This is a genomic window from Bradyrhizobium australiense (assembly GCF_013114825.1).
In the GTDB taxonomy this organism is placed as follows: Bacteria; Pseudomonadota; Alphaproteobacteria; order Rhizobiales; family Xanthobacteraceae; genus Bradyrhizobium; species Bradyrhizobium australiense.
In genome coordinates this window covers 329,014-351,392 of sequence record NZ_JAAVLX010000004.1, presented here as the reverse complement: position 1 = coordinate 351,392, position 22,379 = coordinate 329,014, and the positions used below count along the sequence as shown (strand labels likewise).

At 62.6% G+C, this 22,379-nt stretch carries 25 protein-coding genes; 9 read left to right on the top strand and 16 right to left on the bottom strand.

Annotated features, from left to right (window positions below; genetic code table 11):
- Positions 1–15 precede the first annotated feature (15 nt).
- The 7 genes from HCN58_RS13730 to HCN58_RS13700 form a co-directional block, all read right to left on the bottom strand.
- Positions 16–1,434, bottom strand: coding sequence for a TRAP transporter large permease (locus HCN58_RS13730; protein ID WP_171579897.1), 1,419 nt, complete (start codon positions 1,432–1,434; stop codon positions 16–18).
- Positions 1,431–2,024, bottom strand: a complete 594-nt coding sequence (locus tag HCN58_RS13725; protein ID WP_171579896.1) for a TRAP transporter small permease subunit — start codon at positions 2,022–2,024, stop codon at positions 1,431–1,433. Before HCN58_RS13725 ends, HCN58_RS13730 begins: the two co-directional genes overlap by 4 nt.
- Before the next feature lie 72 nt (positions 2,025–2,096).
- Positions 2,097–3,173 (bottom strand): TRAP transporter substrate-binding protein, encoded by a 1,077-nt coding sequence (locus HCN58_RS13720; RefSeq protein WP_171579895.1) that lies wholly within the window; start codon positions 3,171–3,173, stop codon positions 2,097–2,099.
- A gap of 173 nt (positions 3,174–3,346) precedes the next feature.
- Positions 3,347–3,856 carry a dihydrofolate reductase family protein gene (locus HCN58_RS13715; protein ID WP_171580370.1) on the bottom strand — a complete coding sequence of 170 codons (510 nt, stop codon included), beginning with the start codon at positions 3,854–3,856 and terminating at the stop codon, positions 3,347–3,349.
- A gap of 68 nt (positions 3,857–3,924) precedes the next feature.
- Positions 3,925–4,866 carry a polysaccharide deacetylase family protein gene (locus HCN58_RS13710; RefSeq protein ID WP_171579894.1) on the bottom strand — a complete coding sequence of 314 codons (942 nt, stop codon included), beginning with the start codon at positions 4,864–4,866 and terminating at the stop codon, positions 3,925–3,927.
- Positions 4,867–5,020: 154 nt separating this feature from the next.
- Positions 5,021–5,593 (bottom strand): glutathione peroxidase, encoded by a 573-nt coding sequence (locus tag HCN58_RS13705; protein ID WP_171579893.1) that lies wholly within the window; start codon positions 5,591–5,593, stop codon positions 5,021–5,023.
- Between the two features lie 72 nt (positions 5,594–5,665).
- Positions 5,666–7,327, bottom strand: a complete 1,662-nt coding sequence (locus HCN58_RS13700; protein WP_235983605.1) for a L,D-transpeptidase — start codon at positions 7,325–7,327, stop codon at positions 5,666–5,668.
- A gap of 347 nt (positions 7,328–7,674) precedes the next feature.
- Between HCN58_RS13700 and HCN58_RS13695 the strand changes: the two genes are divergently transcribed.
- On the top strand, positions 7,675–8,223 hold the full coding sequence (locus HCN58_RS13695; protein ID WP_171579891.1) for a CreA family protein: 549 nt from the start codon (positions 7,675–7,677) through the stop codon (positions 8,221–8,223).
- 51 nt (positions 8,224–8,274) lie between these two features.
- Here the strand turns inward: HCN58_RS13695 and HCN58_RS13690 are convergent, their stop codons facing one another.
- The gene (locus tag HCN58_RS13690; RefSeq protein WP_171579890.1) at positions 8,275–8,580 is read right to left on the bottom strand and encodes a hypothetical protein; all 306 of its coding nucleotides are present in this window, start codon (positions 8,578–8,580) and stop codon (positions 8,275–8,277) included.
- 384 nt (positions 8,581–8,964) lie between these two features.
- Here HCN58_RS13690 and HCN58_RS13685 point away from each other — a divergent pair, with 384 nt between their 5' ends.
- The 4 genes from HCN58_RS13685 to HCN58_RS13670 all read left to right on the top strand — a co-directional run bounded on the left by HCN58_RS13685 (position 8,965) and on the right by HCN58_RS13670 (position 11,396).
- On the top strand, positions 8,965–9,126 hold the full coding sequence (locus HCN58_RS13685; protein ID WP_171579889.1) for a hypothetical protein: 162 nt from the start codon (positions 8,965–8,967) through the stop codon (positions 9,124–9,126).
- Between the two features lie 44 nt (positions 9,127–9,170).
- Positions 9,171–9,569, top strand: a complete 399-nt coding sequence (locus tag HCN58_RS13680) for a hypothetical protein (protein WP_171579888.1) — start codon at positions 9,171–9,173, stop codon at positions 9,567–9,569.
- Positions 9,570–9,678: 109 nt separating this feature from the next.
- Positions 9,679–10,905: a serine hydrolase domain-containing protein gene (locus HCN58_RS13675; RefSeq protein WP_171579887.1), complete on the top strand. Its 1,227-nt coding sequence runs from the start codon at positions 9,679–9,681 to the stop codon at positions 10,903–10,905.
- Between the two features lie 41 nt (positions 10,906–10,946).
- Positions 10,947–11,396, top strand: coding sequence for a nuclear transport factor 2 family protein (locus tag HCN58_RS13670; RefSeq protein ID WP_171579886.1), 450 nt, complete (start codon positions 10,947–10,949; stop codon positions 11,394–11,396).
- Between the two features lie 15 nt (positions 11,397–11,411).
- Here HCN58_RS13670 and HCN58_RS13665 read toward each other — a convergent pair whose 3' ends face one another.
- Together HCN58_RS13665 and pdxR are read right to left on the bottom strand one after the other, a co-directional pair.
- Positions 11,412–11,672, bottom strand: coding sequence for a DUF6719 family protein (locus tag HCN58_RS13665; RefSeq protein WP_171579885.1), 261 nt, complete (start codon positions 11,670–11,672; stop codon positions 11,412–11,414).
- Between the two features lie 89 nt (positions 11,673–11,761).
- Entirely contained in the window at positions 11,762–13,267 is a 1,506-nt protein-coding gene (gene pdxR / locus HCN58_RS13660; RefSeq protein WP_171579884.1) for a MocR-like pyridoxine biosynthesis transcription factor PdxR, read from the bottom strand.
- A gap of 75 nt (positions 13,268–13,342) precedes the next feature.
- Here pdxR and HCN58_RS13655 point away from each other — a divergent pair, with 75 nt between their 5' ends.
- A complete protein-coding gene (locus HCN58_RS13655) occupies positions 13,343–14,068 on the top strand; it encodes a pyridoxamine 5'-phosphate oxidase family protein (protein ID WP_171579883.1) in 726 nt (241 codons plus the stop codon).
- Positions 14,069–14,122: 54 nt separating this feature from the next.
- A complete protein-coding gene (locus tag HCN58_RS13650; protein ID WP_171579882.1) occupies positions 14,123–15,400 on the top strand; it encodes an ArgE/DapE family deacylase in 1,278 nt (425 codons plus the stop codon).
- A 138-nt stretch (positions 15,401–15,538) separates the two neighbouring features.
- Here HCN58_RS13650 and HCN58_RS13645 read toward each other — a convergent pair whose 3' ends face one another.
- Complete coding sequence (locus HCN58_RS13645; RefSeq protein ID WP_171580369.1) at positions 15,539–16,330, bottom strand: cobalamin-binding protein; 792 nt, start codon at positions 16,328–16,330, stop codon at positions 15,539–15,541.
- Positions 16,331–16,455: 125 nt separating this feature from the next.
- Here HCN58_RS13645 and HCN58_RS13640 point away from each other — a divergent pair, with 125 nt between their 5' ends.
- Complete coding sequence (locus tag HCN58_RS13640; RefSeq protein ID WP_171579881.1) at positions 16,456–16,854, top strand: PaaI family thioesterase; 399 nt, start codon at positions 16,456–16,458, stop codon at positions 16,852–16,854.
- Positions 16,855–16,856: 2 nt separating this feature from the next.
- On the opposite strand, the gene HCN58_RS13635 is transcribed toward HCN58_RS13640, so the two are convergent.
- From HCN58_RS13635 to HCN58_RS13625, 3 genes are all read right to left on the bottom strand, one after another.
- Complete coding sequence (locus tag HCN58_RS13635) at positions 16,857–17,906, bottom strand: phenylacetaldoxime dehydratase family protein (RefSeq protein ID WP_171579880.1); 1,050 nt, start codon at positions 17,904–17,906, stop codon at positions 16,857–16,859.
- A 27-nt stretch (positions 17,907–17,933) separates the two neighbouring features.
- Entirely contained in the window at positions 17,934–18,947 is a 1,014-nt protein-coding gene (locus HCN58_RS13630) for a carbon-nitrogen hydrolase family protein (RefSeq protein ID WP_171579879.1), read from the bottom strand.
- Positions 18,948–19,120: 173 nt separating this feature from the next.
- Positions 19,121–20,074: an AraC-like ligand-binding domain-containing protein gene (locus HCN58_RS13625; RefSeq protein WP_311966810.1), complete on the bottom strand. Its 954-nt coding sequence runs from the start codon at positions 20,072–20,074 to the stop codon at positions 19,121–19,123.
- Positions 20,075–20,335: 261 nt separating this feature from the next.
- Between HCN58_RS13625 and HCN58_RS13620 the strand changes: the two genes are divergently transcribed.
- Positions 20,336–20,968 carry a GNAT family N-acetyltransferase gene (locus HCN58_RS13620; protein ID WP_171579877.1) on the top strand — a complete coding sequence of 211 codons (633 nt, stop codon included), beginning with the start codon at positions 20,336–20,338 and terminating at the stop codon, positions 20,966–20,968.
- A 91-nt stretch (positions 20,969–21,059) separates the two neighbouring features.
- Here HCN58_RS13620 and HCN58_RS13615 read toward each other — a convergent pair whose 3' ends face one another.
- Together HCN58_RS13615 and HCN58_RS13610 are read right to left on the bottom strand one after the other, a co-directional pair.
- Positions 21,060–21,362: a hypothetical protein gene (locus HCN58_RS13615; RefSeq protein ID WP_028346396.1), complete on the bottom strand. Its 303-nt coding sequence runs from the start codon at positions 21,360–21,362 to the stop codon at positions 21,060–21,062.
- Positions 21,363–21,507: 145 nt separating this feature from the next.
- Positions 21,508–22,194 carry a DUF2161 domain-containing phosphodiesterase gene (locus HCN58_RS13610; protein ID WP_171579876.1) on the bottom strand — a complete coding sequence of 229 codons (687 nt, stop codon included), beginning with the start codon at positions 22,192–22,194 and terminating at the stop codon, positions 21,508–21,510.
- Positions 22,195–22,379 lie beyond the last annotated feature (185 nt).

Below are 22,379 nucleotides of genomic sequence, written 5' to 3'. Positions count from 1 at the left end.
CCGACATAGGCGAAGTCAGAAATTCCGGATCGCCATGCGTGGGCCATCGAGCGTCGCAGTGGCGCTCGACGGCGGCGCGACGTACTCGATCTGCGCGGTGCGTGCCGCTACCCGGCGTGCCTGCAGCCATTGCGGGAACCACATCGCGATGGCAGGGAAGATCAGCACCAGTGCCACGCACGCACACTGGATCACCATGAAGTCGGCCATGCCGCGGTAGATCAGCCTCAAATTCCATTCCTTGACGACCTGCTTGAGATAGTAGGCCGACATGGCGACGGGCGGCGACAGGAACGCGGTCTGCAGTACGACCGCGACGATGCAGCCGAACCAGACCATGTCGTAGCCAAGCCCCTTGGCCACGGGCGCCAGCATCGGCAGGAAGATGAAGACGATCGCAGGCCATTCGAATGGCCAGCCGAGCAGGAATATCAGGGTCAGCAGCAGGGACATTGTGCCCCAGGGCGGCAGCGGCGAAGCAAGCAGCGCCTTGGTCATCCAGGTCGCCGTACCGAGCCATGCGAAGACGGCGCCGAACACGTTGGAGGCGACCGCGAGCAGCAGCACCATGCTGGTCGTCGCCAGCGTGGCGTAACAGGCGTCGAGCAGGCCGCGCCATGTGAACTTGCCATAGGCGACAACGAGCAGGATCGCGCCAAGCGCGCCGAAAGCCGCCGCCTCCGCCGCCGTCGTGATGCCGGCGAGGATGGCGCCAAGCGTCACAATCGTCAGCACGGTCACAGGCACAAGACCGACGAGGCATTCCCACAGCACGATCCGCATCGAAGCCTGCCGCTCCTCGACGGGGACCGGCGGGCCGAGCTTCGGATTGAAGTGGCAGCGGATCAGGGTGTAGGCGATGAACATCGCGGACAGCAGGAAGCCCGGGCCGAATGCGGCCGCATAGAGATCGATGATCGAGATATCGAGCACGGGGGCCATCACGACCAGCATCACGGATGGCGGGATCAGGATGCCGAGCGTGCCCCCGGCGGCTATGGCGCCTGCCGACATCCGCACATCGTAGCCCGAGCGGATCATCATCGGCCCGGCCATGATGCCGAGCAGGGCAACCGTTGCGCCGACGGTTCCGGCGGCGATCCCGAACAGCGTCGCCGTGAGAATGACGACCACGTAGAGCGCGCCCTTGAGCGGCGCAAACAGATCGCGGAACGCTTTGAACAGCCGCTCCATGAGTCCGGCCTGGTCGCAGATGAAGCCCATTAGAACGAACATCGGCACCGCGACGAGTTCGTCCTGTTTCATGAGGCCGATGGTCTGCAGGTAGGCGAGGTTGAAGACGCGCTCTCCCATGCCGGCATAGCCGAACATCAGCGCCAGAAAGAGCAGCGTGAAGCTGATCGGCAGGCCGATGAAGATCGCTCCCAGCATCACCAGGAGCATGGCAAGTCCGAGGAGCTCGAGTCCGGTCATATCTCGATCTTTTCCTTGTGTACGAACTCGCGGCCGAACCGGACCTGGTACCAGCACTTCAGTACCTCGGAGATGCCCTGGATCATGAGCAGAACGGCAGCCAGCGGAATGGTGGCGCGGAACGGCCACATGATTGCGCGCCACACGCTTTCCTGGGACCGTTCGCCGGTCTCGTAGGAATGCCAGGCGTCGTCGATGCTGATCAGCATGAAGATGATCATGGCCGGATAGAAAAGGAACAGATAGGAGATCAGATCGACGATGCCCTTCGTCCGCTCCGAGTAATTCTCCCAATAGATGTCGGTGCGAACGTGCGCGCCCTTCAACAGCGCGTATCCGGCGCCCAACATGAAGGCCGCGCCGTTGACCATGAAGCTCGATTCATAGACCCAGATGGTCGGCGCGCCGAACCCGTAGCGCATGACGACCTCGTAGGAGATCGTCACGACCAGAAACAACATCGACAGGGCGATGAGCTTGCCGGTGACATCAGTGAAGCCGTCGACCAGGCGTATTGTCGCGTAAAACGCGCGCGGAAATTCGCCGTCCGAATTGCCGGGGACCGAAGCACTCGTGGAGTCTGACGACATGATCAAACCTCTTCAGGCCGTGCTGGCGTCCGTTGGCGGGACGCCAGCAGCTCCGCTAGATGCGAAGAGAGATCACTTCTTGGTCAGGTAGATCTTGTTCTTCCAGTAATATTCGCCGGCAAAGTTGTACGGCGGGAACCAGGAGAGCTTGAACGGCACGATCTGTTCGGCGTAAGCCTTCTGGCTGTCGATCACCTTCCTGTAGAAGGGGTTCTTTGCCGCGTGCTCGGTCTGGATCTTCTCCCACTCGTCGAGGAAGTTCTTCAGGATCTCGTCGGGCGTGCGATGCATCTGAACGCCCGCCTTGATCAGATCCTGGCAGGCCTGCGCCGTTTCCCGATTCAAGGCGAAGTTGCGCTGCGTCGTAGCATAGACGCTCGCCACCTTGATGATTTCCTGCAAGTCCGGCGTGAGCTTCTTCCAGACGTCGCCGTTGATCATCAACTGCCCGCCGGTGACGGGCTCATGCATGCCCGGCGTATAGTAGTGTTTGGCGACCTGGTGCAGGCCGAGCTTCTTGTCTTCCTCGCAGTTGATCCACTCGGCGCCCTCGATCACGCCGCGCTCCATCGCCGGCACGATCTCGCCGCCGGGAATGGTGACGACCGAAACGCCGAGCCGGCCGTAGGTTTCCGCGCCGATGCCGTAGATCCGGTACTTCATGCCCTTGAGGTCGCCGAGGCTGTTGATCTCCTTCTTGAACCAGCCCAACCCTTGCGGGTAGTCGGTCGGAATCGGGAAGCCGACGACGTTGAGCTTGAGGACGTCGCGATAGAACTCCTCGAGCAGCTTCATGCCGCCGCCGTCATAATACCAGGCCCAGTAGTCCGAGCCGTCCATGCCGTAGAGCGGTCCGTGTGACATCGGTATCGTCGCGGTGTTGCGGCCGAGGATATAACCGAACGGCCCCATGCCGACGTCGAGAACGTTCTTGGACGTGGCGTCGAATACCTCGAACGGAGGCACGATCGCTCCCGCCGGTAGCGTCTCGATCTTCAGGCGCCCGGCCGTCATTTTTTCGACGGTCTCTGCCCACAGTTTGAAGATGAGATGGAAGTTCGAGGATGCGGGGTGGGTCGACTGACCCTTTAGAACTAGCGGCTTTTCTGCAGTTTGAGCGTAAACCGGTTCAGCAAAGACGGTGACCATTCCAAGAGTCACCGCTGCAACCATGGTTGAAGCGTACCTCAACATGTTGTGGTCCTCCCGATGATGATATGTGTCTTTTTTCTTTTCAGGTTGGGACCACGCCCGCGCGCTGTCAAGCAATCTCTGGCCGCGCTTGGCTTACGTCGAGGTTGGTTGGACAAAAGGATGACGCCTTAGGCGCCGCGCCGCCATGGCGTGACGGTAACCTCGTGCGTTGCATCGAGCATTTGCGGCTCGCCGGCGCGCAAGCCATGCGCGGCGAGGATTTCCTGCGGCGAACGCGCGGGCACGCCGGGGAAGCAAGGCTCGCCGCCGGGAAGGTGGACATGCGGCGCTTGCGAGAGCCAGAACACGTCGTAGCGGTCCATGAACATGCCGAACACGCCGGGGCCGCCGATCACGGCGACCGTGCCGGTATCTACGCCTGCATGATGGCAGGCGGCTTCGAACGAAGCGCCCACCGGATTCCAAAGCGTAGCTTTTGGATTGGTCGGATCGGGCGCAATCGCATCGATCTTCCGCGTCAGGATGATCCGCTTGCGCCGGGGCGAGTTCGGCTGGTCCTCGTAGGAATTGCGCCCGTGCACGATCAGATCGGCGCGGTCGAGGGCGGCGGTGAAAAACGCCTTGTCGCCCTCGAACTTCAATTCGTCCGGCATGACGTTGCGCGCATCCGCCAGCATGCCGTCCGCCGAGACGATAACATAGCCTTCGATGCGCAGCGCCGGCACGGGGGACGTATCGCGCAGCGTTATTCCGAGATCGTCTGGACGACGCTGGAAACAGGACGTGAGCTCACGGTCGGCAGCTTCAGATCCTTCACGATGTCTTCGTCATACTGCGCAATCGTCTGCACCGGCGTCTTGGCGCGCATCGCCACCACCTTGTAGCCGCCGGCCTTCAGCTTCTTCAGAAGCTCGGGCAGGGCTTCCGCGGTGTGCTTCTGGAAGTCGTGCATCAGGATGATGCCCTTGCCCAGCTTTTCGACCTTGTGCATCACCGTTTCGATAACCTTGTCCGCTTTGCTCGCCTTGAAGTCGAACGAATCGAGGTCGCAGGAGAAGATCGCGATGTTGCGGGTGCCCAGATAGGTCACCATCTCCGGCGGGTGCTGCAGCGCGGGGAAGCGGAAGAACGGCGCTGGCGATTTGCCGCCGAGCGCCCATTTCACGGCACTGAAACCTTTCTCGATTTCATCCTTGCGCTGCTGCTCGTTCAGCTTCTTGTTGACGAGGGCGGCGTGCGACCAGGTGTGCGATCCGATGGTGTGGCCGGCCGCCATCACCTGCTTGAGGATTTCGGGATAGTACGTCGCATGCTTGCCGATCGGGAAGAAGATGCCGGTGGTGCATTCCTCCGCGAGCGTCTTCAAGACCGACGGCGTATTCACCGGCCACGGGCCGTCGTCGAAGGTTAGCACCACTTCCTTGTCGCGAAGGAAATCGAGCTCCTTGAAATGTTCGAAGCCGAAACCGGGACCGCCCGTGGTATCGATCTCGACGGTGCGGCCGATGCCGAGCGCGTTGGGATTGTTGCAGGGCGGCCGGGTCAAGACGGGCGCTGGCGGCGGAGCGGGAACTGGTGCAGCCTGAGGCGCGGTCAGTCCTTTAGCGGGTGGTACCTGCGCCCACGCCGCGCTTGATGCCAACAGCGAAACCGCGCCTGCAAAGATCATCCCTGCCGCAATACGCATCTTGTTTTCCTTAAATTCGAATCCCGCACCCGGTCGCGGCGTTGCCGTCGTCCAGTCTGCCTCCATCCCCCGACGCACAGTAGCCTAGTTGGAGCGGGCGCGCCAACGCAACCGCTGCGATCACACGCGGTCGAATTGTCCCCGAACCGTTATTTCAGGAAGCGGCCAGTGCCCGCGCGATCGCGGTTTTCACCCGTGTATCTACGGGGTCGATGGATTCCGGAAAGACGTCGGCGATATAGCCGTCGCGGCCGATCAGGTATTTGTGGAAGTTCCAGCGTGGAACATCCCTCGGCCGCGCCTCCGCCGCCCATTTGTAGAACGGATGCGCGTTCGGTCCCTTGACGACGGCCTTCGCGGCAATCGGAAAGGTGACGTGATGGGTCTGCGCGGTCGCGGTGATTTCAGCCGCGCCGCCCGGCTCCTGGCCGCCGAAATCGTTGGAGGGGACGCCGACGATCATCAGGCCGCGGCCGCCAAACTCGGTCCACAATTCCTGCAGGCCGCCATATTGCGGGGTGAAGCCACAGAGCGAAGCGGTGTTGACGATCAGGATCGGCCGGCCGGCAAATTCGGAAAGCCTGATGTCGCCGCCGGACAATCCCGGAAACGAAAACGCGTAAGCCGTGATCCGGCTCATGCCGGCCTGTGCCAGGGATTGCCTGTTCGAGGCCATGCCGGCGATCGCGGCCAGCGCCGCGGTCATCACGCTCCTGCGGTCCATCATGAAAAGCCTCGGGCTGCTGTCCAACAGCCGAAGCATAGCGCAACGCGCGGGCTGCTGCCCCTCAACAAGCCGTTATGGCTGAACCGTGCGCAGCGGGACAATGAAATCGGTGCCTTCGCCGGTTTCGCCGCCCGTGTTGATGCTGTGATCGGACACGATGATCGAGCTGCCGGTGGTCAGCAGCTCGGCGATCCGGGCCATCGCCTCGGGAGCGGCGGCGATGCGGTCCAGCGCCTCGGCCGGGCTGTTTGCCGCCAGCAGCGGCTTTGGCTCACCGGGCGCTGCCATCTTGCCGCGCCGTGCGGTACGATCGGTATTATCGATCCGCGCGGAGTGGCGGGCCGCGACCGGCAGCGAGACCACCGACCAGCGCAACAGGTTGGGATCGTTCTTGTCAGCCTCGGCGGTGAACACATGCGTGCCCAGCGGCCGGTCGCTCGCCGCGATCGTCACCGGCACGTCGAACTGCGGCTTGAAGTTCTCACGGACGTACAGCTTGGAATCCTTGCGGCTCACGAAAACCGCGATCAGGCCGGGACGCCTGGGCGGTTCGGCCCTGGCCGCCTTTTCCGCGCCTGGCAGACGCGCCGTATCCTTCTTCGCGTCAGGCGCAACGACCGACACAGCCGGTGCATCGGCGGCCGCCTTGATGGGCTCGGCGGGCTTCTCGGCGGCCTCGGTCTCCTCGGCCTTGAGCGCTTCAACTTTGGCTGGCCCTCCATTGGCGATCGCTGCCGTGGGGGCCTCGGTGTTCGCTCGTTCGGATGCTTTCTTGCCATCCGTCGCACCAGCGCCAGTCGCGGCTGACTTGGCCGCGGTGTCAGCCGCGCCGGCTGCCGGGGTAGTCGGCTCCGGTTTCGGCGCGTCCGCTTCTGCTTCCGCACTCGACGTATCGCTGACAGGCTGGACCTTGGCTGCCGACGGCGTTGCATCGGACATGGTCACGACGGCGTTCATCGTCGACAGCGGACCGCGGGCCTCTGCGGTGTGGGTCTGTTGGCGCAACGGCGCCGCGTGCCCGACGGTCGACCGGAGCTCGAGGCTCGCCTCCGAATTGGAATTCGCAGACTTGGTCACACTACCTGCGTCCGCGCCCTTGTCGCCCTTCACCGCGGGCGCGTCTGTCGTTGGATCGTCGGCGATGAGCGGCTGCGGGACGACTTTCTGCGCCACCAGCAATGGATGCGAGAAGCTGGCGGGCGAGATCACGCCGGGCGTGATGATGACACGCGCGCCCATCCGGGTCCAGTTCCACATCTTCACGGCAAAGGTCGTTGGCATGCGGATGCAACCATGCGAGGCCGGATAGCCGGGCAACACGCCGGCATGCATCGCGACGCCCGACCAGGTGATGCGCTGCATGTAAGGCATCGGCGCGCCGCTATAGATGTTGGAGCGGTGCATCTTGTGCTTCTGGATGACGCTGAACACGCCCATCGGGGTCGAATGCCCCTTCATGCCCGTCGACACCGGACTTTCGGCGAACAACCCCTTGGCGTCGTAGACGCGGACCTTCTGCTGGTCGATCGAGACCGCGATGATCAGCGGCCCCTGCGGCTTGGCGTTGGTCTCCTTGACGGCCGCCTCGGTTTTGGTGGACGGCCGGCGTGTCTTTGGCTTGCGCGGCTGCACCGTTGGCATGGGCCGGTAATAGCTCGGGTCGGAATCCTGCCAGTAGAACATGGCGGCGGCGTCGGCCTGGGGAGCGGCGACGGTGCCGGCCGCGGTCAACATCGCAATCTGCCAAAATCGCCGTTTCGAAATTGTCGCGCCCGCAATACTCGCACTGAAAAACCGATGCCCGCTCACGCGCATAATCCTCAAATCCAGATACTCGAATCTACCGTCCTGCTTATTCGTTTTGTTGTCGCAAAGGCAAAAAGCGTTCACCAGCGTGAGCCTTCTAATTCCAGCGCTTTTCGCCCCGATCGTAGCAAAAAAGCCTCACATTCCGTTAAACGGCGCCGGCTCGATCTGACGCTATCCATAAGGCGGTACTGCGGCCTCCCAAATCCTCCTGGAGCCTTCCTGTGCGGCTTTCTGCCACTACATAGTCTGAGAGCCCTTCAGCGGAGATATCAATGACATCCAAGGCCATCGTTAAGTGTGACAAGAAGTGGAGAAGTCTGGCCCTGGTGGTGCTCGCGCTGACCGTGTGGCAGGCAGGCCCTGCGTCAGCCGCAGACGAGCCCGACCTGATCTTCCGGCGCTCGACGGTCTTCAAATGGCTGAGCCCGAACGACAAGCTCGCGACCTACGCGGTCGACGACCCCGAGGTTGAGGGGGTAGCCTGTCACTTCACGGTGCCGGAAAAGGGCGGCTTCAAGGGCTGGCTCGGCCTCGCCGAGGAGGTCTCGGATATTTCGCTGGCGTGCCGCCAGATCGGCCCCATCAAGTTCAAACACAAGCTGGAGCAAGGCGACGACATGTTCCGGCAGCGCCGCTCGCTGTTCTTCAAGAAGATGCAGATCGTTCGCGGCTGCGACGCCAAACGCAACGTGCTGGTCTATATGGTCTATTCTGACAGGCTGATCGAGGGTTCACCCAAAAACTCAACATCCTCGGTGCCGATCATGCCCTGGGGGGCCACTGAGGCCGCGGTTCAGAAATGCGGTGAATTCATCCAGTAAGCCCGATGCCATTCGGGATCTGAGATCGGATCCGGAATGAGGGTCTCAAGCTTACCGTTTGAGCGGATTGGAATATTGGCGGGCCTCCAGGCCGGACCCGACCTTGCGGTCGCGGCAGCCGACCAGATGCACGAATTTCTGCGGCGCAGAGACATTGCCGCGAAATTCGTCGCCTTGTTGGGACATCGCGCCACAAGCGCCCACAGGATGCTCTGAGGCTTTTCCTTGGCGCTCTGTCTTCAGAGAAGGATCGATCCGCAGTTCGGAGCCGTTACTTCCAGACAAATTTTCAACCACCGGCTCGCCGGATTTGCCGGTCGGGGTGTCATTGCCAACATCGATGTTGCCACTGCCCACGACTGTTGTCCTTTGTTGAGGAAGGTTCACAACGCACAGACGCGCGGAAGGTTGCGTGGTGTTCGATTGAGTCGGCCGGATCGAAGCTTCGGTTCATCCGATCTGTCAGTAAGCGAGGCGGTTCTCGTCCATTTGACGAGGGCCAAAGCGGCCGCAACGGCCGCTTGCGGTGTTCAGCCTGAACGTCTCAAGTGCGAGCGTCCTCGCTGAATCCATTGGACTTTTCTCGCTATTGTTTCGTCCTGCACGGCCGACGAAACAATTCTCCTGCCCGACGAAACCATTTTTCGTTTCTGGCGCAGATGTCCGGAAACGGCCGACGGTTATCTGGGTGACCAACGAGACGGCGTGCACAGCCGGCCACGGAAAACTGGAGACAGTCAGATGCAGACCACCAGCTTCATCCTCGCCTTGGCGTTCATCCTGGCTGGTCCCTCGATGGCTGGTTCTTCGGATCAGACCCTGCCGGGTGTCGGTACCTTCGCCTATAATGGCTCGCCGATTGCGGCCCAGGCATCTCAGCCGATGGTCTTGGCCGCCAAGTGAGCGTGGCGGATCCTTTGCAAGAAGTTCGCCAATAAAGGCCCTGTATGTTCGCACGTATCTGCCTTGCCGTAATCGTGTCTTCGTTCCTTCTCAGCGGCGTGGCGCAGGCTCAAGTCCAGTTTCAGCCGCCACAGACCTCGTTCCGTTCGCTCTTCAAGGTGCCCGATCCGCGCGGCGAATTCGTGCGGCTCTGCGCGCCCCATATGGTCGGACGCTGGGCGCATCCCGAAAGCGTTTGCGGCTGCCTGCACGACTATGCCGCCGCGACCGTGGAAGATGCTGACTTGCGCGAGGCGTTGCTGCGCGGCATCAGCGAGACCGGGGTGCCGACGATCGAGACCGCGTGGGTGCCGGCGTCGAAGCAATCCGAGATCGGACCGACCTTCACCAAGATCGCCAAGCCGACGCTGCAATGCATGTTCGAGCCCGCGACGAACCAGTAGGTGCGGCTCCGCAAATATTCTCCGCAGAGACCCTTGATCGCCGCTGGCTCGACATGCCGGTGACGGCCATTGTAAGGCATGGTGACGATGATCTACGCGGGGCCTGTCGATGCAGCCGGGACGAATCCTGCTTTCATGCGCGGTGCTGTTCGCGCTGGTGTTTCCTGCTGGAGCGGCGCCCGACGAGGATCTATTGGGGAAGGCGGCCGGCTATCCGATCGGCACGCGCGCCAACTGGTATTATGAGGAGAGCGTCCGGGTCGGGTCGTTCAGCAATGTCGACAGGATACTTCCCCACTACACGCTGGCGAAGTCATCGGCGCCGATGCCGCTTCCCCGGACGTCTGTCGAGCCGAAGATCGAATATCGCTTCGACAAGCAGAGCTATTCGCTCGATGACTTCCTGGCGCACCAGCGCGTCACCGGCTTTCTGCTGATCAAGGGCGGCGAGATACTGGCCGAACGATATCAATATGACCGCAAGCCGGAGAATCGCTTCGTTTCGCATTCGATGGCGAAGTCGATCGTCAGCCTCGCGGTCGGGATGGCGCTGGCCGAAAAGAAGATCGCTTCGCTCGACGATACCATCGCCAAATACGTGCCTGGTCTCGCCGGCAATCCCTATGGCGAGACGACGATCCGCAACATGCTGCGGATGGCGTCCGGCGCGCCGTTCTTGGAGGTCTATGACGGCAAGGATGATCTGGCGAAATTCAACAAGATCCGTTTCACGCAGGACTCGGTCGCGGCGCTGCGCGCATTCACGACGCGCGAGGTCGAGCAGGGGACGCGCTTTCACTATGCGTCCAACCAGACCGTGGCGCTGACGCTGCTGCTGCGCGCGGTGACCGGCACCTCGCTCAGCGAATATCTGACGACCCGCCTGTGGCACCCGATGGGCGCGGAGGCCGATGCGAGCTGGGTCAGGATAAAGGACGGCACGGAAACCGGCTCGGGGAATTTCAACGCGGTGCTGCGCGACTATGGTCGCCTTGGCATCCTGCTGGCGAACGACGGGGCCCGGGATGGCAAGCAGATCGTGCCGAAGGATTATCTGCTCGATGCGACAGACTGGCGCCGCCATCCCGAGGCGTTCACGCCGCGCAAGGCGACGCCCTATTTCGGCTATGGCTACCAGTTCTGGCTGTTTCCGGGTGAGAAGCGCCGGTTCGCCATGCTCGGTGTCTATGGGCAGTCGATCTTCGTCGATCCCGAACTCAAGCTGGTGATGGTCATTACCGCCGCAGCAAAGAACGCCAGCGTCGGCAAGGAGCCGTTGGCGCGGGAACGCGATGCGCTGTGGCGCGGGGTCGTCGCCAAATATGGAAGCTGGTAAGTTAGACTCGGCATCGAGACCGATTGCACAAAGGAGCTGTCATGCGATCGCTTTTTATCGGCCTGATCGGCCTATTGTCGCTGGCCATATCGCCGGCATTCGCTGCCGACGGAGCGGCGCAGGAGGCCAATAAGAAGGCCGTACTCGAGTTTTACGATGCAGCGCTCAATCGGAAGGACTTTGAGGCCGCCGCGAAGTTTTTCGGGCCGCATTACATCCAGCACAACCCGACCGCGCCGGACGGCATCGAAGGCTTCAAGGCCTTCCTCAGCTTCCTGCGGGAGAAATTCCCGGACTCCCGCAGCGAGATCAAGCGTGCGCTTGCGGATGGCGACTACGTGATCCTGCACGTTCACAGCATGCGCGAGAAGGGGACGCGGGGCCGCGCCATTGTCGACATTTTCAGGCTCGAGAACGGCAAGATCGTCGAGCACTGGGATGTCGTGCAGGAAATTCCCGAGAAGGCCGCCAACACCAACGGCATGTTTTAGCTCGGGCAGTCGCTGCTATCGCTTCTTCGTCCCGAGCCGCGGAATGCACTTGCGGGTGCGGAGCACGCCCGATGTCGTCATTTGCGAGCCCTGGACTTCCTTGATTTGTCCCGCCGGGCACGATCCATCGTCGACCAGAACGCGCTGGCCGAGCCGCAGGTCTACAATGTCCTGCTCGCGCGAGAACGCCTGGGCGAGGGCCATCGTTGCATGGCCGAGCAGGCCCACTATCAATGCGCTGATGACGAGATACGAGACGTAGCGATGGCCGAGCATCGGGTGTTTCCGTTCGTGAAGTTGATTTTGAACATCGAGCTTAGTGACGCGGCTGCGATTCTGATAGAGCGCCGGGCCGGCGAGAACGGTCAGCTTGCGGCCTTCAGCCGTTTGAGCTTGCCAGTTCCACCCTTGTTCGGCTTCCGGCTTGCCTGCAAGGCGGCCAGCGATGACTTCGCTAATCGCTCGGCCGACGCGATCAGTTGCGGCAGCGGGTGGCCGGCAAAGCCGAGGACGAAGCCCGGAAGCGGGCGTGCGCGGAAATAAGTTTCCGCCAGTAGCCAACCTGCGACGCCGGCTTCAGCCTTTGCCTTTGCGGCAACCAGCGGATCGGTTGAGGGATCGAACCGTGCGACCAGGTGCAGCCCCTGCGAGGGCACCGGCACCGACAGTCGCTCATCCGATGCCGCCGACAACGTCGATGCCAGCACGTCACGCGCTTCGCGATACATCCCGCGCACCCGGCGCAGGTTGGCCGCGAACGCGCCGGAATTCAGCATGTCTGCGACGGCGCCTTCCAGCAGGGTGCCGGGAAAACGGTCGAGCGCGGCGCGGGCGGTCGTCACCGGTCCGACGAGCCGCTCGGGCAGCGCGCAATAGCCGATGCGCAGTCCGGGAAACAATGTCTTTGCAAACGTGCCCATGTAGATGACGCGCGAGAGATGATCGATACCGGCGAGCGAAAGCAACGGCGCGCCGTCGTATCGAAATTCGCTGTCGTAGTCGTCCTCGATCACGAAGGCATCCGCATCCCTGGCCCAGTCGAGCAATTCCAGCCGTCGCGGCATCGACATCTGTACGCCGAGCGGAAACTGGTGCGACGGTGTCACATAGGCCGCGCCCGCCGAAGGAGCGAGGGCCCGGCCCCTGGCCACGATCAGGCCTGAAGCGTCGACCGGCACTGGGACGGGGCGCAGGCCGCAATGCTCGATCGCCCTTCGCGCGGCGGGATAGCCCGGGTCTTCGCACCAGATCTGATCGCCGGCCTTGAGGATCGCGCCCAGCACGACCCGCAGCGCATGCTGCGTTCCCGATGTCAGCATGATCTGGTCCGGATCGCAGCGCAGCCCACGCGCCGACAGCAAATGATCGGCAATCGCAGCGCGGAGTTCGCGGCTGCCCCTGGGGTCGCCGTACTGAAGGTGCTCGGCGCCGAAGGCGCGCATGCGCCGGCCGGCAAATGCCCTGAAGCGCTGCAGCGCCCTTTCGTCGATGTGCGTGCAGCCGAGCGCCAGTGGGCCCTGCTGCGGCGCGTCGATCGCGATCTTCGTCTTCCGTGCGTCATTGATACGGGCGGGAATACGCGCGGCGACAAAAGTGCCGGAGCCAACGGTGGCTACGGCAAAGCCGTCAGCGATCAGCCGCTCATAGGCTGACGTCACGGCATTGCGGCGGAAGCCGGTCTGCTTGGCCAGCGTGCGCGACGGCGGCAGCGGCTCGCCAGGCTTTGCGATTCCGCCCGTAATGGCGTGGCACAGCGCCTGATACAGCCGGTGCTGGGAGGAGGCGCCCGGCGTCACGTGCGGACCGGAAAGGTCGAGTGCAAACTCGGGCTTACGTCGCGACGGCGGAGAATTGGTCGGAATTTTTCGCATGGAATTGGCACTATCGCAGACCAAATTGGCCGGTACAACGCTCAACGACCGCTCACCAATCGAATAGGAGTTGCCGTGACCGAAGCCGTGACTGCCGATGTGTATCCGTTATCGCCGCGCAACCAGGTGAAGCGCCGCCATGATCGCGGCTTCTACGATCACGCCACGGTCCATGGCCTGCTCGACGCCTCGATGCTGTGCCATGTCTCCTACGTGATCGAAGGCCAGCCCTATTGCACGCCGACGTTCTTCTGGCGGGAGGGAAGCAGGCTGTACTGGCACGGCAGCAGCGCCAGCCGCATGCTGCGAAACCAGTCCGAGGGTCAAAAGGTCTGCCTCACGGTTGCACATCTCGACAGCCTGGTGCTGGCCCGCTGCGGCTTCAACCATTCGGCGGATTACCGCGCGGTGATGGCCTTCGGCACCGCCTATCTCGTCACCGATCAGGTCGAGAAGGAACGGGCCCTCGTCGCCATGGTCGACCGTTTCTTCCCCGATCGCACCGCGAGCTTGCGACAAAGCACGGCGCAGGAGGTCAAGGCGACGTCGGTGATCGCGATGGAAATCGAGCAGGCGTCCGCCAAGATCAGGGCGAAGGGCGTCGCTGACGACGACGAGGACTATGAACTGCCTGTTTATGCCGAGCGCATTCCGGTACGCACTGTGCTGGGTCGGCCGGAACCCTGTCCGCGGCTTCTCGACGGCGTCGAGCGACCGGCCTCCTTGAGCGGATATTCGGAGGGCCGCCCGCTCGAAGATGCATTGCGGGATGCGCATTATGCGCATTACGCCGGCGGCTGAGATCGGGGTAGGGTGTGCACTCCCGATTTCCTATTCCTGACTGGAGCTGCCGCAATGACGACCGATACGCAACAAAGAATCCTCGACGCCGTCGATGCCGGCTTCGATGCGCAACTGGCGACGACAAGGGATTTCGTTGCGATTCCCTCGACCCGCGGCGCCGAAGGGCCGTGCCAGGACATGATCGGCGATCTCTTGCGCCAACGCGGCTACGAGGTCGATGATTGGCATATCGACGTCGAAGATCTGAAGGATCTGCGCGGCTTCGGCCCGATCGAGCATGATTTCTCGAAAGCGCGGACGGTGGTCGGCACGTATCGGCCGGCGACCAATACCGGCAAATCGCTGATCCTGCAGGGTCATTGCGACGTCGTGCCGGCCGGGCCGCTCGACATGTGGGAGACGCCGCCGTTCTCGCCCGCCATCAAGGACGGCAAGATGTACGGCCGCGGCGCCTGCGATATGAAATCCGGCACCATCGGCGCGCTCTATGCGCTGGACGCGATCAAGGCTGCAGGGCTGAAGCCGACGGCGCGCATCCATTTTCAATCCGTGATCGAGGAGGAGTCGACCGGCGTTGGCGCGCTCTCGACCTTGCAGCGCGGCTACCGCGCGGACGCCTGCTTCATCCCGGAGCCGACCGGCGAGACCATGGTGCGCTCGCAGGTCGGCGTGATCTGGTTTCGCCTCAAGGTGCGCGGCTTTCCGGTCCATGTGTTCGAGGCCGGCGCGGGGGCTAACGCCATCATGGCGGCGTACCATCTGATCAACGCGCTGCAGAAGCTCGAGGCCGACTGGAACGAGCGCGCCAAGGCGGACCGCCACTTCAAGGCGGTCGCACATCCGCTCAACTTCAACCCCGGCATCATCAAGGGCGGCGACTGGGCTTCCAGCGTGCCGGCCTGGTGCGACGTCGATTGCCGGATCGCGGTCCTGCCGGGCTGGTCGATCGCGGAATGTCAGAAGGAGATTTTGGCCTGCGTGTCGGCCGCCGCGCGGGATCACAGATTCCTGTCCAACAATCCGCCGCAGGTCGAATGGTCGGGCTTCTTGTCGGAGGGTTATGAGCTGACGAACTCGGCTGAGCCGGAAGCCGCTTTCGCAAAAGCGTTCGACGCCGTCTTTGGCGGCACGGTGCCGGACCGCGCGTTCACCGCGCTGACGGATACGCGGTTCTACGGGTTGAACTACAACATCCCGAGCCTGTGCTTCGGTGCGAAGGGCGCGGCAATGCACGGCTTCAACGAATATGTCGAACTGGACTCGCTACGGAAGTCGACCAAAGCGACGGCGCTGTTCATCGCGGAATGGTGCGGGGTGGAGAAGGTGTAGTTGGCCCACAAGTTCTATGTCGTCCCTGCGAACGCAGGGACACATAACCACCGGCGCTGATTGCAGCAGAAGGTAACTACCACATCGCCTCATTGACAGGCCGCGGCGTATGGGTCCCTGCGTTCGCAGGGACGACGGCTAAACTGCTTGCTCCGGCCACAACGCCTTCACGATCGCATCCAGCCCATCCGTCAGCGCTGCCGGCCCCGGCTGCAAAATGATCGTCGACTTGATCTCGACGATGCGGTTGTTGCGCACCGCCGGAATCTCGCTCCAGCCCGGACGCTGCCGGATGCGGCCGGGCACCACCTTCTTGCCGCACCAGGAGGCGAGGATCACGTCGGGCGCGGCGTCACGTACCGTGTCAGGCGAGATGATCCGGTCCTTGGCCGCCTGCTGAAGCCGCAGGTTCGGCAACGCGTCCTCGCCGCCGGCGATCTCGATCAGTTCGGAGACCCAGCCGATGCCGGAAATCAGGGGATCGTCCCATTCCTCGAAATAGACTTTTGGCTTCGGCGCGGATCGGGGCGTCGCAGCGACCCGCGCGAGCCGCTCTTCAAGGCCGCGCGCGAGTTGATCGGCGCGGTCTGCTGCGCCGACGATGGCGCCAAGCGTCCGGATCATCGTGAGAATCCCTGCAATGTCGCGCTGGTTGAAGACGTGGATGGCGACGCCCGCGCGTACAAGATCGGCAACGATGCCGGCCTGCAGGTCGGAGAAGGCCAGCACAAGATCGGGCTCCAGCGCCAGAATTTTCGGAATGTCCGCGGAGATGAAGGCGGCGACCCGCGGCTTTTCGCGGCGGACCTGTGGCGGCCGCACCGCATAGCCGGAGACGCCGACGATGCGGTCCTGCTCGCCAAGCAGATACAGCGTCTCCACTGTCTCGTCGGTCAGGCAGACGATTCGGCTGGGCGGGAACTGGCGCATGCCTGACGATATGCCGAAATCCGCGCGCCATGTCACGGCGGTCATTACCTCGGAGGTCATTGCCTGATTTACCGGCAGCCTCCATTCTGTTCAGGAAATCACTTCAAAGAAAACCCGGAGGACGAATGACGCCGCTCGAAAAAATCCAGTCCATGAAGATGCCGTTTGCGGAACTGAAGGGGGTAACCTTCACGGAAGCCGGAATGGATCGGGTGGTCGCCAAGATGCTGGTGCGGCCGGACCTCTGCACCCTGCGGAATACGATTCACGGCGGCGCTATCATGGCCCTCGCGGATTCGGTCGGCGCTGCGGCGACCGTCATCAACCTGCCGACGGATGCCAAAGGCACCACCACGATCGAAAGCAAGACCAATTTCATCGGCGGCGCCAAGGAAGGGTCCACAGTGATTGCGACCGCCACACCGGTGCACCGGGGGCGCCGCACCCAGGTCTGGCAGACCCGGCTGGAGACCGAAGACGGCAAGCTGGTCGCGGTCGTCACACAGACCCAGATGGTGCTGTAGCCTCAGGCCGCCTCCACCGTCTGCACGGCGTTCAGCATTCCGGTTTGTGGATGACAGTCCACATATTCGAAAAGCTGCTCGTCGGCGCGGGCGACGGTGACCTCGTGGTAGAGCCGCAATTTTGCGGCCGGTCCCAGCGTCGACAGGTATTTCATGGCAGCGCCGAAAATCCTGACATGGGTCGGGTGCGATTCAGCCCAGCGTTCGAGCGCCGACAAGCTTTTCCACCAGCTCATGCCGTAGGACTTTTCGGCTCTCGCGCCGTCGGAGCCGATGACCATCATGTAGCGGTTGGCATAGCAGCCGATCGAACGTCCCTGGTCGCGGAGGAAATCCATGCCTTCCTGCAACACCGGCTCGACATCGCCGAGGTACATTTCGCGTTCGGCGGCCTCGGTATCGCCCCAGTCCTGGCCCGACCGGATCAGGCAGATATTGTCATGCGGGATGATCCGGATGCGCGCACCATTGCGGATCGCACCGGCCGAGCCCGAGGCCGCCATCTCGCTGGTTTGGGACAACGGGATGCGATCGCGCATGCCGCCCCAATAGGCGTGCTCCAAAACCTCGCCGCTCATGCCGTCGGCGAGAACGGCGACACCTTCGGGTCTGCCAAGTGAAGAGAACAGCGTCTCATAGCCTTCCACGGATGGGTAAAGCGCCTCGATGAAGGTGCCGAATCCATCATTGGTCCGCTGCTCGCCGGTCCAGCGCTCGCGCAGGGCCGGAAACCAACGATCGAATTTTTGCCGCTCGCCCCAATAGGCCACCATGACGATGTTGCTGAAACCGGCCTCGTCGATATAGCTCGCGCGGTCCCAATGGGACGGGCCATCGGCGGCAGCGAAATCCGAAGCGAGTCGCGCCAAAGCCCGTTCCGCGGCGGCCGGGAGCGCGCCGCGGGATTGGATGCCGAAATAGGCCATCACCACCCGCGTGACGCTTGGCTTGTGCCGAGCCACGAACGACGGGTAGGGCGGCGCATAATCGTCACCGACGCGGCGGCGGCGCGTTCGCGCGGTTTGCAGATGCTCCGGGATCGCGGATTCCATGGGCCTGCTCCTTTCAGAATGGAAGCGTCAAGCCTGCAGCCTGATTTCGCTCATGACCTCGGCATCGACGGGAAGCGAGAAGTGCTCGACGCGGTTGGCGCGCGTGGTGTTGAGCAACAGCCGCGTGACGTCGGGCCGCGAATAATGCCCGGCCGGATCGGCGGCGTTCTTCGCCACCCCGATCATGCCGAGATCGATGTCGGCATACAAAATTCCTTCCTGGTCGGGCGGCAGTTTCTCGGCCAGCGAACTGCCGTCCGGCCCATAAATCACGGCGTGGCCGCCGCCGACATGCAGGAAGGCATGTTTCTCGGGAGAGTCGCAGAGCTCGTCGATCATCGCCTGCGAGACCACAGCGCAGGGGCCGAGGAAGAAGCACGAACCTTCGACCGCATAGACCTTGCTCGCGGCGTTATTGACCTCATGGCCGAGCGCATGCGCGAACGGATCGTACAGCGAAAAGCTCGGCCAGGCGCCGACATGCACCTGTTCGTTCTGGGCATACATCGCGTATTTCGATAGCGGCTGCAGGTGCTCCCAGCAGCACAGCGCGCCAAGCCTGCCGACGTCGGCGCGATCGTGAACCGCGAGGTCGCTGCCGTCACCTTCGCCGAACACGGTGCGTTCGGCATGGGTCGGACGCAGTTTCCGGCGTTTGGCAATGGTCTCGCCGTCGGGTCCGATCAGCCATTGCGCGATATAGAGACTGCCGCCGTCGCGTTCGGACAGTCCGAGCACGGCGGTCAGCTTGGCGCGTTTCACGGCCTGGCGGATCTTTTCCGCCTGCGGGCTGTCGAAGGCGAGCGAATTGTCGAAGTAGCGCTGCACAAAGCCGCGGCCGATCGCCCAGGCCGGCGCGCCAAGCCAGATCTGCCACGGATATCCGGGAATGAAGGTTTCGGGAAACGCGATCAGTTTCGCGCCATTTGCGGAAGCTTCCTCGATCAGGCTGATGGTCTTGTCGACGGTAGCATCGAGATCGAGAAAAACCGGCGCCGCCTGAACCACCGCCACCTTGTATTTCTGATGAACCAGACCCATCGCATCCATCCTCTCGCTTTGGCGATCGACACTTGCTGATGTCGAGCCTACAGCCATGGCCGCGCGCGCAGCTTGTCCGCAGCGGAACGAAAACTTGTCTTAACCTGCAGGTGAACGAGGCGCGCCTGACGTCTGTGGCGTGACGTGACGGATAAGGAGAGGTGGCGAAGACGTTATTTGCCCGGCTGCTCGCGCCATTCGCGCGGCGAGACACCAAACCGCTGCTTGAAGATGCGGCTGAAATGGGCGAGGTCGTTGAAGCCCCACGCGAAGGCAATCTCGCCGATGTGCCGGGCCTGGTAGGCGGGGTCGGCAAGATCACGCTTGCAGCGCTCCAGCCGTTGCGCCTGCACATAGCTGCGGAACGAGGACTGCTCGCCCGCCATCAGATCACTGGCGTAACGCGGAGAGATTCCGACCGCGGCTGCAGCGCGCGGCAGCGATAATTCGGGATCGGAAAGATGCGTCAGGATGTGGTTCTTGAGGCGATAGAGCAGCGCCGACCGGTGGGCCGACTGGTCCGGTAAGCGGGCATGCAGCCTCTCGGCAAGCGTCATCGCGAGCAGGTCGAGCGCCTGGTCGAGTAGGCGCGTTGCGGCTGCGGGATCAACCAGCTCGATCGTCTTGCTCACATTGCGCGCGAAATCATACGTCAGCCGTTCGAGCGGACGATCGCCTGCAAATGTCGTCGCGGTCAAACTATCGAACGAGCCGACGCGCTGCTGCAGCAATTTGCGCGGCATCTGGAAGATCGTCTGCGAAAAGCTGTCGTCGAAGCGTAGCTCGTAGGGTCGGGTGGTGTCGTAAATGACGAATTGTCCCGCGGATACAACAGCCTCGCGGCCATCCTGGAACACGCCGTTCACGCCATTATTGCCCAGCGCCATCAACACGAAATCTTCGCTGGCGCGGACTATTCGCGACGGCGTGCGGAATACCCGCTGTGCCGTGGAATCGACCTGCGTGAGCGCGACCTGCCCGATTCTGGATTGCGACACCGAGCCCCAAAACGCGCCGCGCATATCCGATTTGCAATCGAGCCCGACGAAGGTGTCGCACACGATATCCTGCCACACCGCAAGCCGGCGCTCCGGAAGGCAAGAACTGGTGTCGAGCACGACAGCCACAACGGGCCTCCGCGAACCATCCGGGTGTGTTGCCTGAGCTTGGCGCATCCTAAAATAAGCAAGCTCCATGCCCACTTTGCGCCGCGTGACGATCCTTAACAATTGGTTAATGGTGGATTGGCTAAACTGCTGCAAATGCTGCCGTTATTTAAGGCAGTATACGCAGCAGTCCGTTCTTGAATTTGATGTTGCGTCGCACAATATAGGTGGTCTAGGGATTCGGACGCCTCCTCGAGGGTTTTCTCAGAGGAGTTTTGGACTATGTACCTCACCGTTATTGCGGCTGCGCTTGCCGATAGCAGCGTGCGCACGCTGAGCCAGCAGGAAGAGTTGCCGCTGTTGCGCGATCACCTGCTGCGGCTTGACCGCACCAGCCGCCGCGACCGTTTCCACGGCTTCATGGACGACAGCTTCATCGAGCGCTACGCCGAGAAATGCGCCAATGACGGCACGACGATCATCGCCTTCTTTGAAAACGGCGTGGTTCGGGGAGCGGCGGAGCTGCATCCGCCGGACCAGTCACCGGATTCGCTCCCTGAGATCGCCTTCAGCGTCGAAGCGTCCGTGCGTCGTCGCGGCGTCGGCAGCATCCTCTTCCGCAAGCTGATCAAGGAAGCGCGGGCCAAGGGCTACAAGAGTCTTCGGATCACCACCGGCGCGCAGAACGACGCCATGCGGGGGCTCGCCAATAAGTTCGGTGCACACCTGGTGTTCCGTCACGGCGAATCCACCGGCACCATCGATCTGACAAAATATGATCAGACAGAACTCGCCACGACCTGGCTCGAGAGCACGCTGAATGCGACCCGCGCGGTCTTGGCTTTCAACAGCGCCTATCGGCGAATGCTGCTTCGGATGGCTGGCACAGCGCCGCACGAGTGGGGCGCCTCGTAAGGCAATAATGGCGGACGACCGTCGCTCACTCTGTCATTCCGGGCTCGTGCTTCGCGAGCCCCGGAATGACGGCAGGTAATGGTTGGGTTGTTCAGGTGCCGGTGCGCTTGTCGTTGCCGAAGCGCCTGACGACACGGCGCTCGACCACGACCGAACGCTGCGCGCCTTGCTCGCCCGCAATGACGCGGGTGGCCGATCGCGCCAGCGCGCGGCCGGTCTTCTTCACTTCGGCCAGCACTTCCTCATAGGGCAGCCCCATCAGCGCGGCGGCGATTTCCGCCTGCTGCTGCTGGTCGTCGGTGATCCCGACCGCGGCGAAGATTGCCTCCTCCAGCGTCGGCGGATCCCGCCGGACGCGTCGTGTGCCGTATTTCGTGTTCCAGTCTTCGCTCATAGGGGCCTCGCATTTGATTGCGGAGATACCTAGGTGCCCTAATGTTGCATTGCAATATGAATTTCGCGTGGCAATACAGCCATGCGTCTACAATTTCTCAAATCCGGTGGCGCTGTACGGTCCGGTGTCGTCAGCGTTCTTGCCGTCATGGCGGGGGATTGCTGGCGGCAACCAGATCCAGCGGCTGTTGCGGCCAGCGTTTCAGCGCGGCATGGCCGGCATCAGTCAACATGTAGATCCCGCGCTCGGCTCGGTCGAACCAGCCATAAACGTTGTGCAAGAGGATTTTACCGGCATCGGGAATCGCCGCCCGCAGATCCCTGACGCGCCGTGGCCCGGCCGATAACGCGGAGGCACAGGCCAGCGCCTGTTGGCGGTACGCTGTCATGATCGGCGCGCGCGTCGATCCGCCCATGACGGGATCGCCCTTGCGTTTCTGGTGCTCCGCGATCAGCCGCGACCGCTTTTTGGGGTCGCGGCGCGGCGCCGATGTCGGTGGCTTGACGATCACCTCGACATCGCCGGTGTTGGTGACGGCGAGCATGCCGAAGCCAAGCCGGCGGCAGAGATTGCGATAGCGCGCATCGTTTTCGCGGCCCTTGCCGCGGGCAGATAATTTGGCCGCGAGCCAGACCTCGTCGGCTGCGCCGGCGCGATCGACGGCCTGCAGGATCAGTTCCAGGTTGAAGGAAAGCTTCAGTTCGCCGATCACCACGATCGGGGGATCGTCGCCGCTCAGCGCCACCAGATCGCAGCCGCCGACCTCGCCCTTGACGGTGAAGCCAAGCTTTTCGAGGAAGCGTTTGACGGGAAGATAAAGCGCGGTTTCCAAGACAGGCTCCGGCGGCGCAGACGGCCGCGACTCAACTGGCCGACTCTAGCTGAATTCCGGCTGACCGTTTGATCGGATGGCACCTCAGCGGCTATTCTGCAGTGGGGACAAGACCAACTGCAACTTAAGGGAACCTGCGACCGATAGATCGCAGGGGCACTGGCCGGTGCCAATTCCGGAGTAAG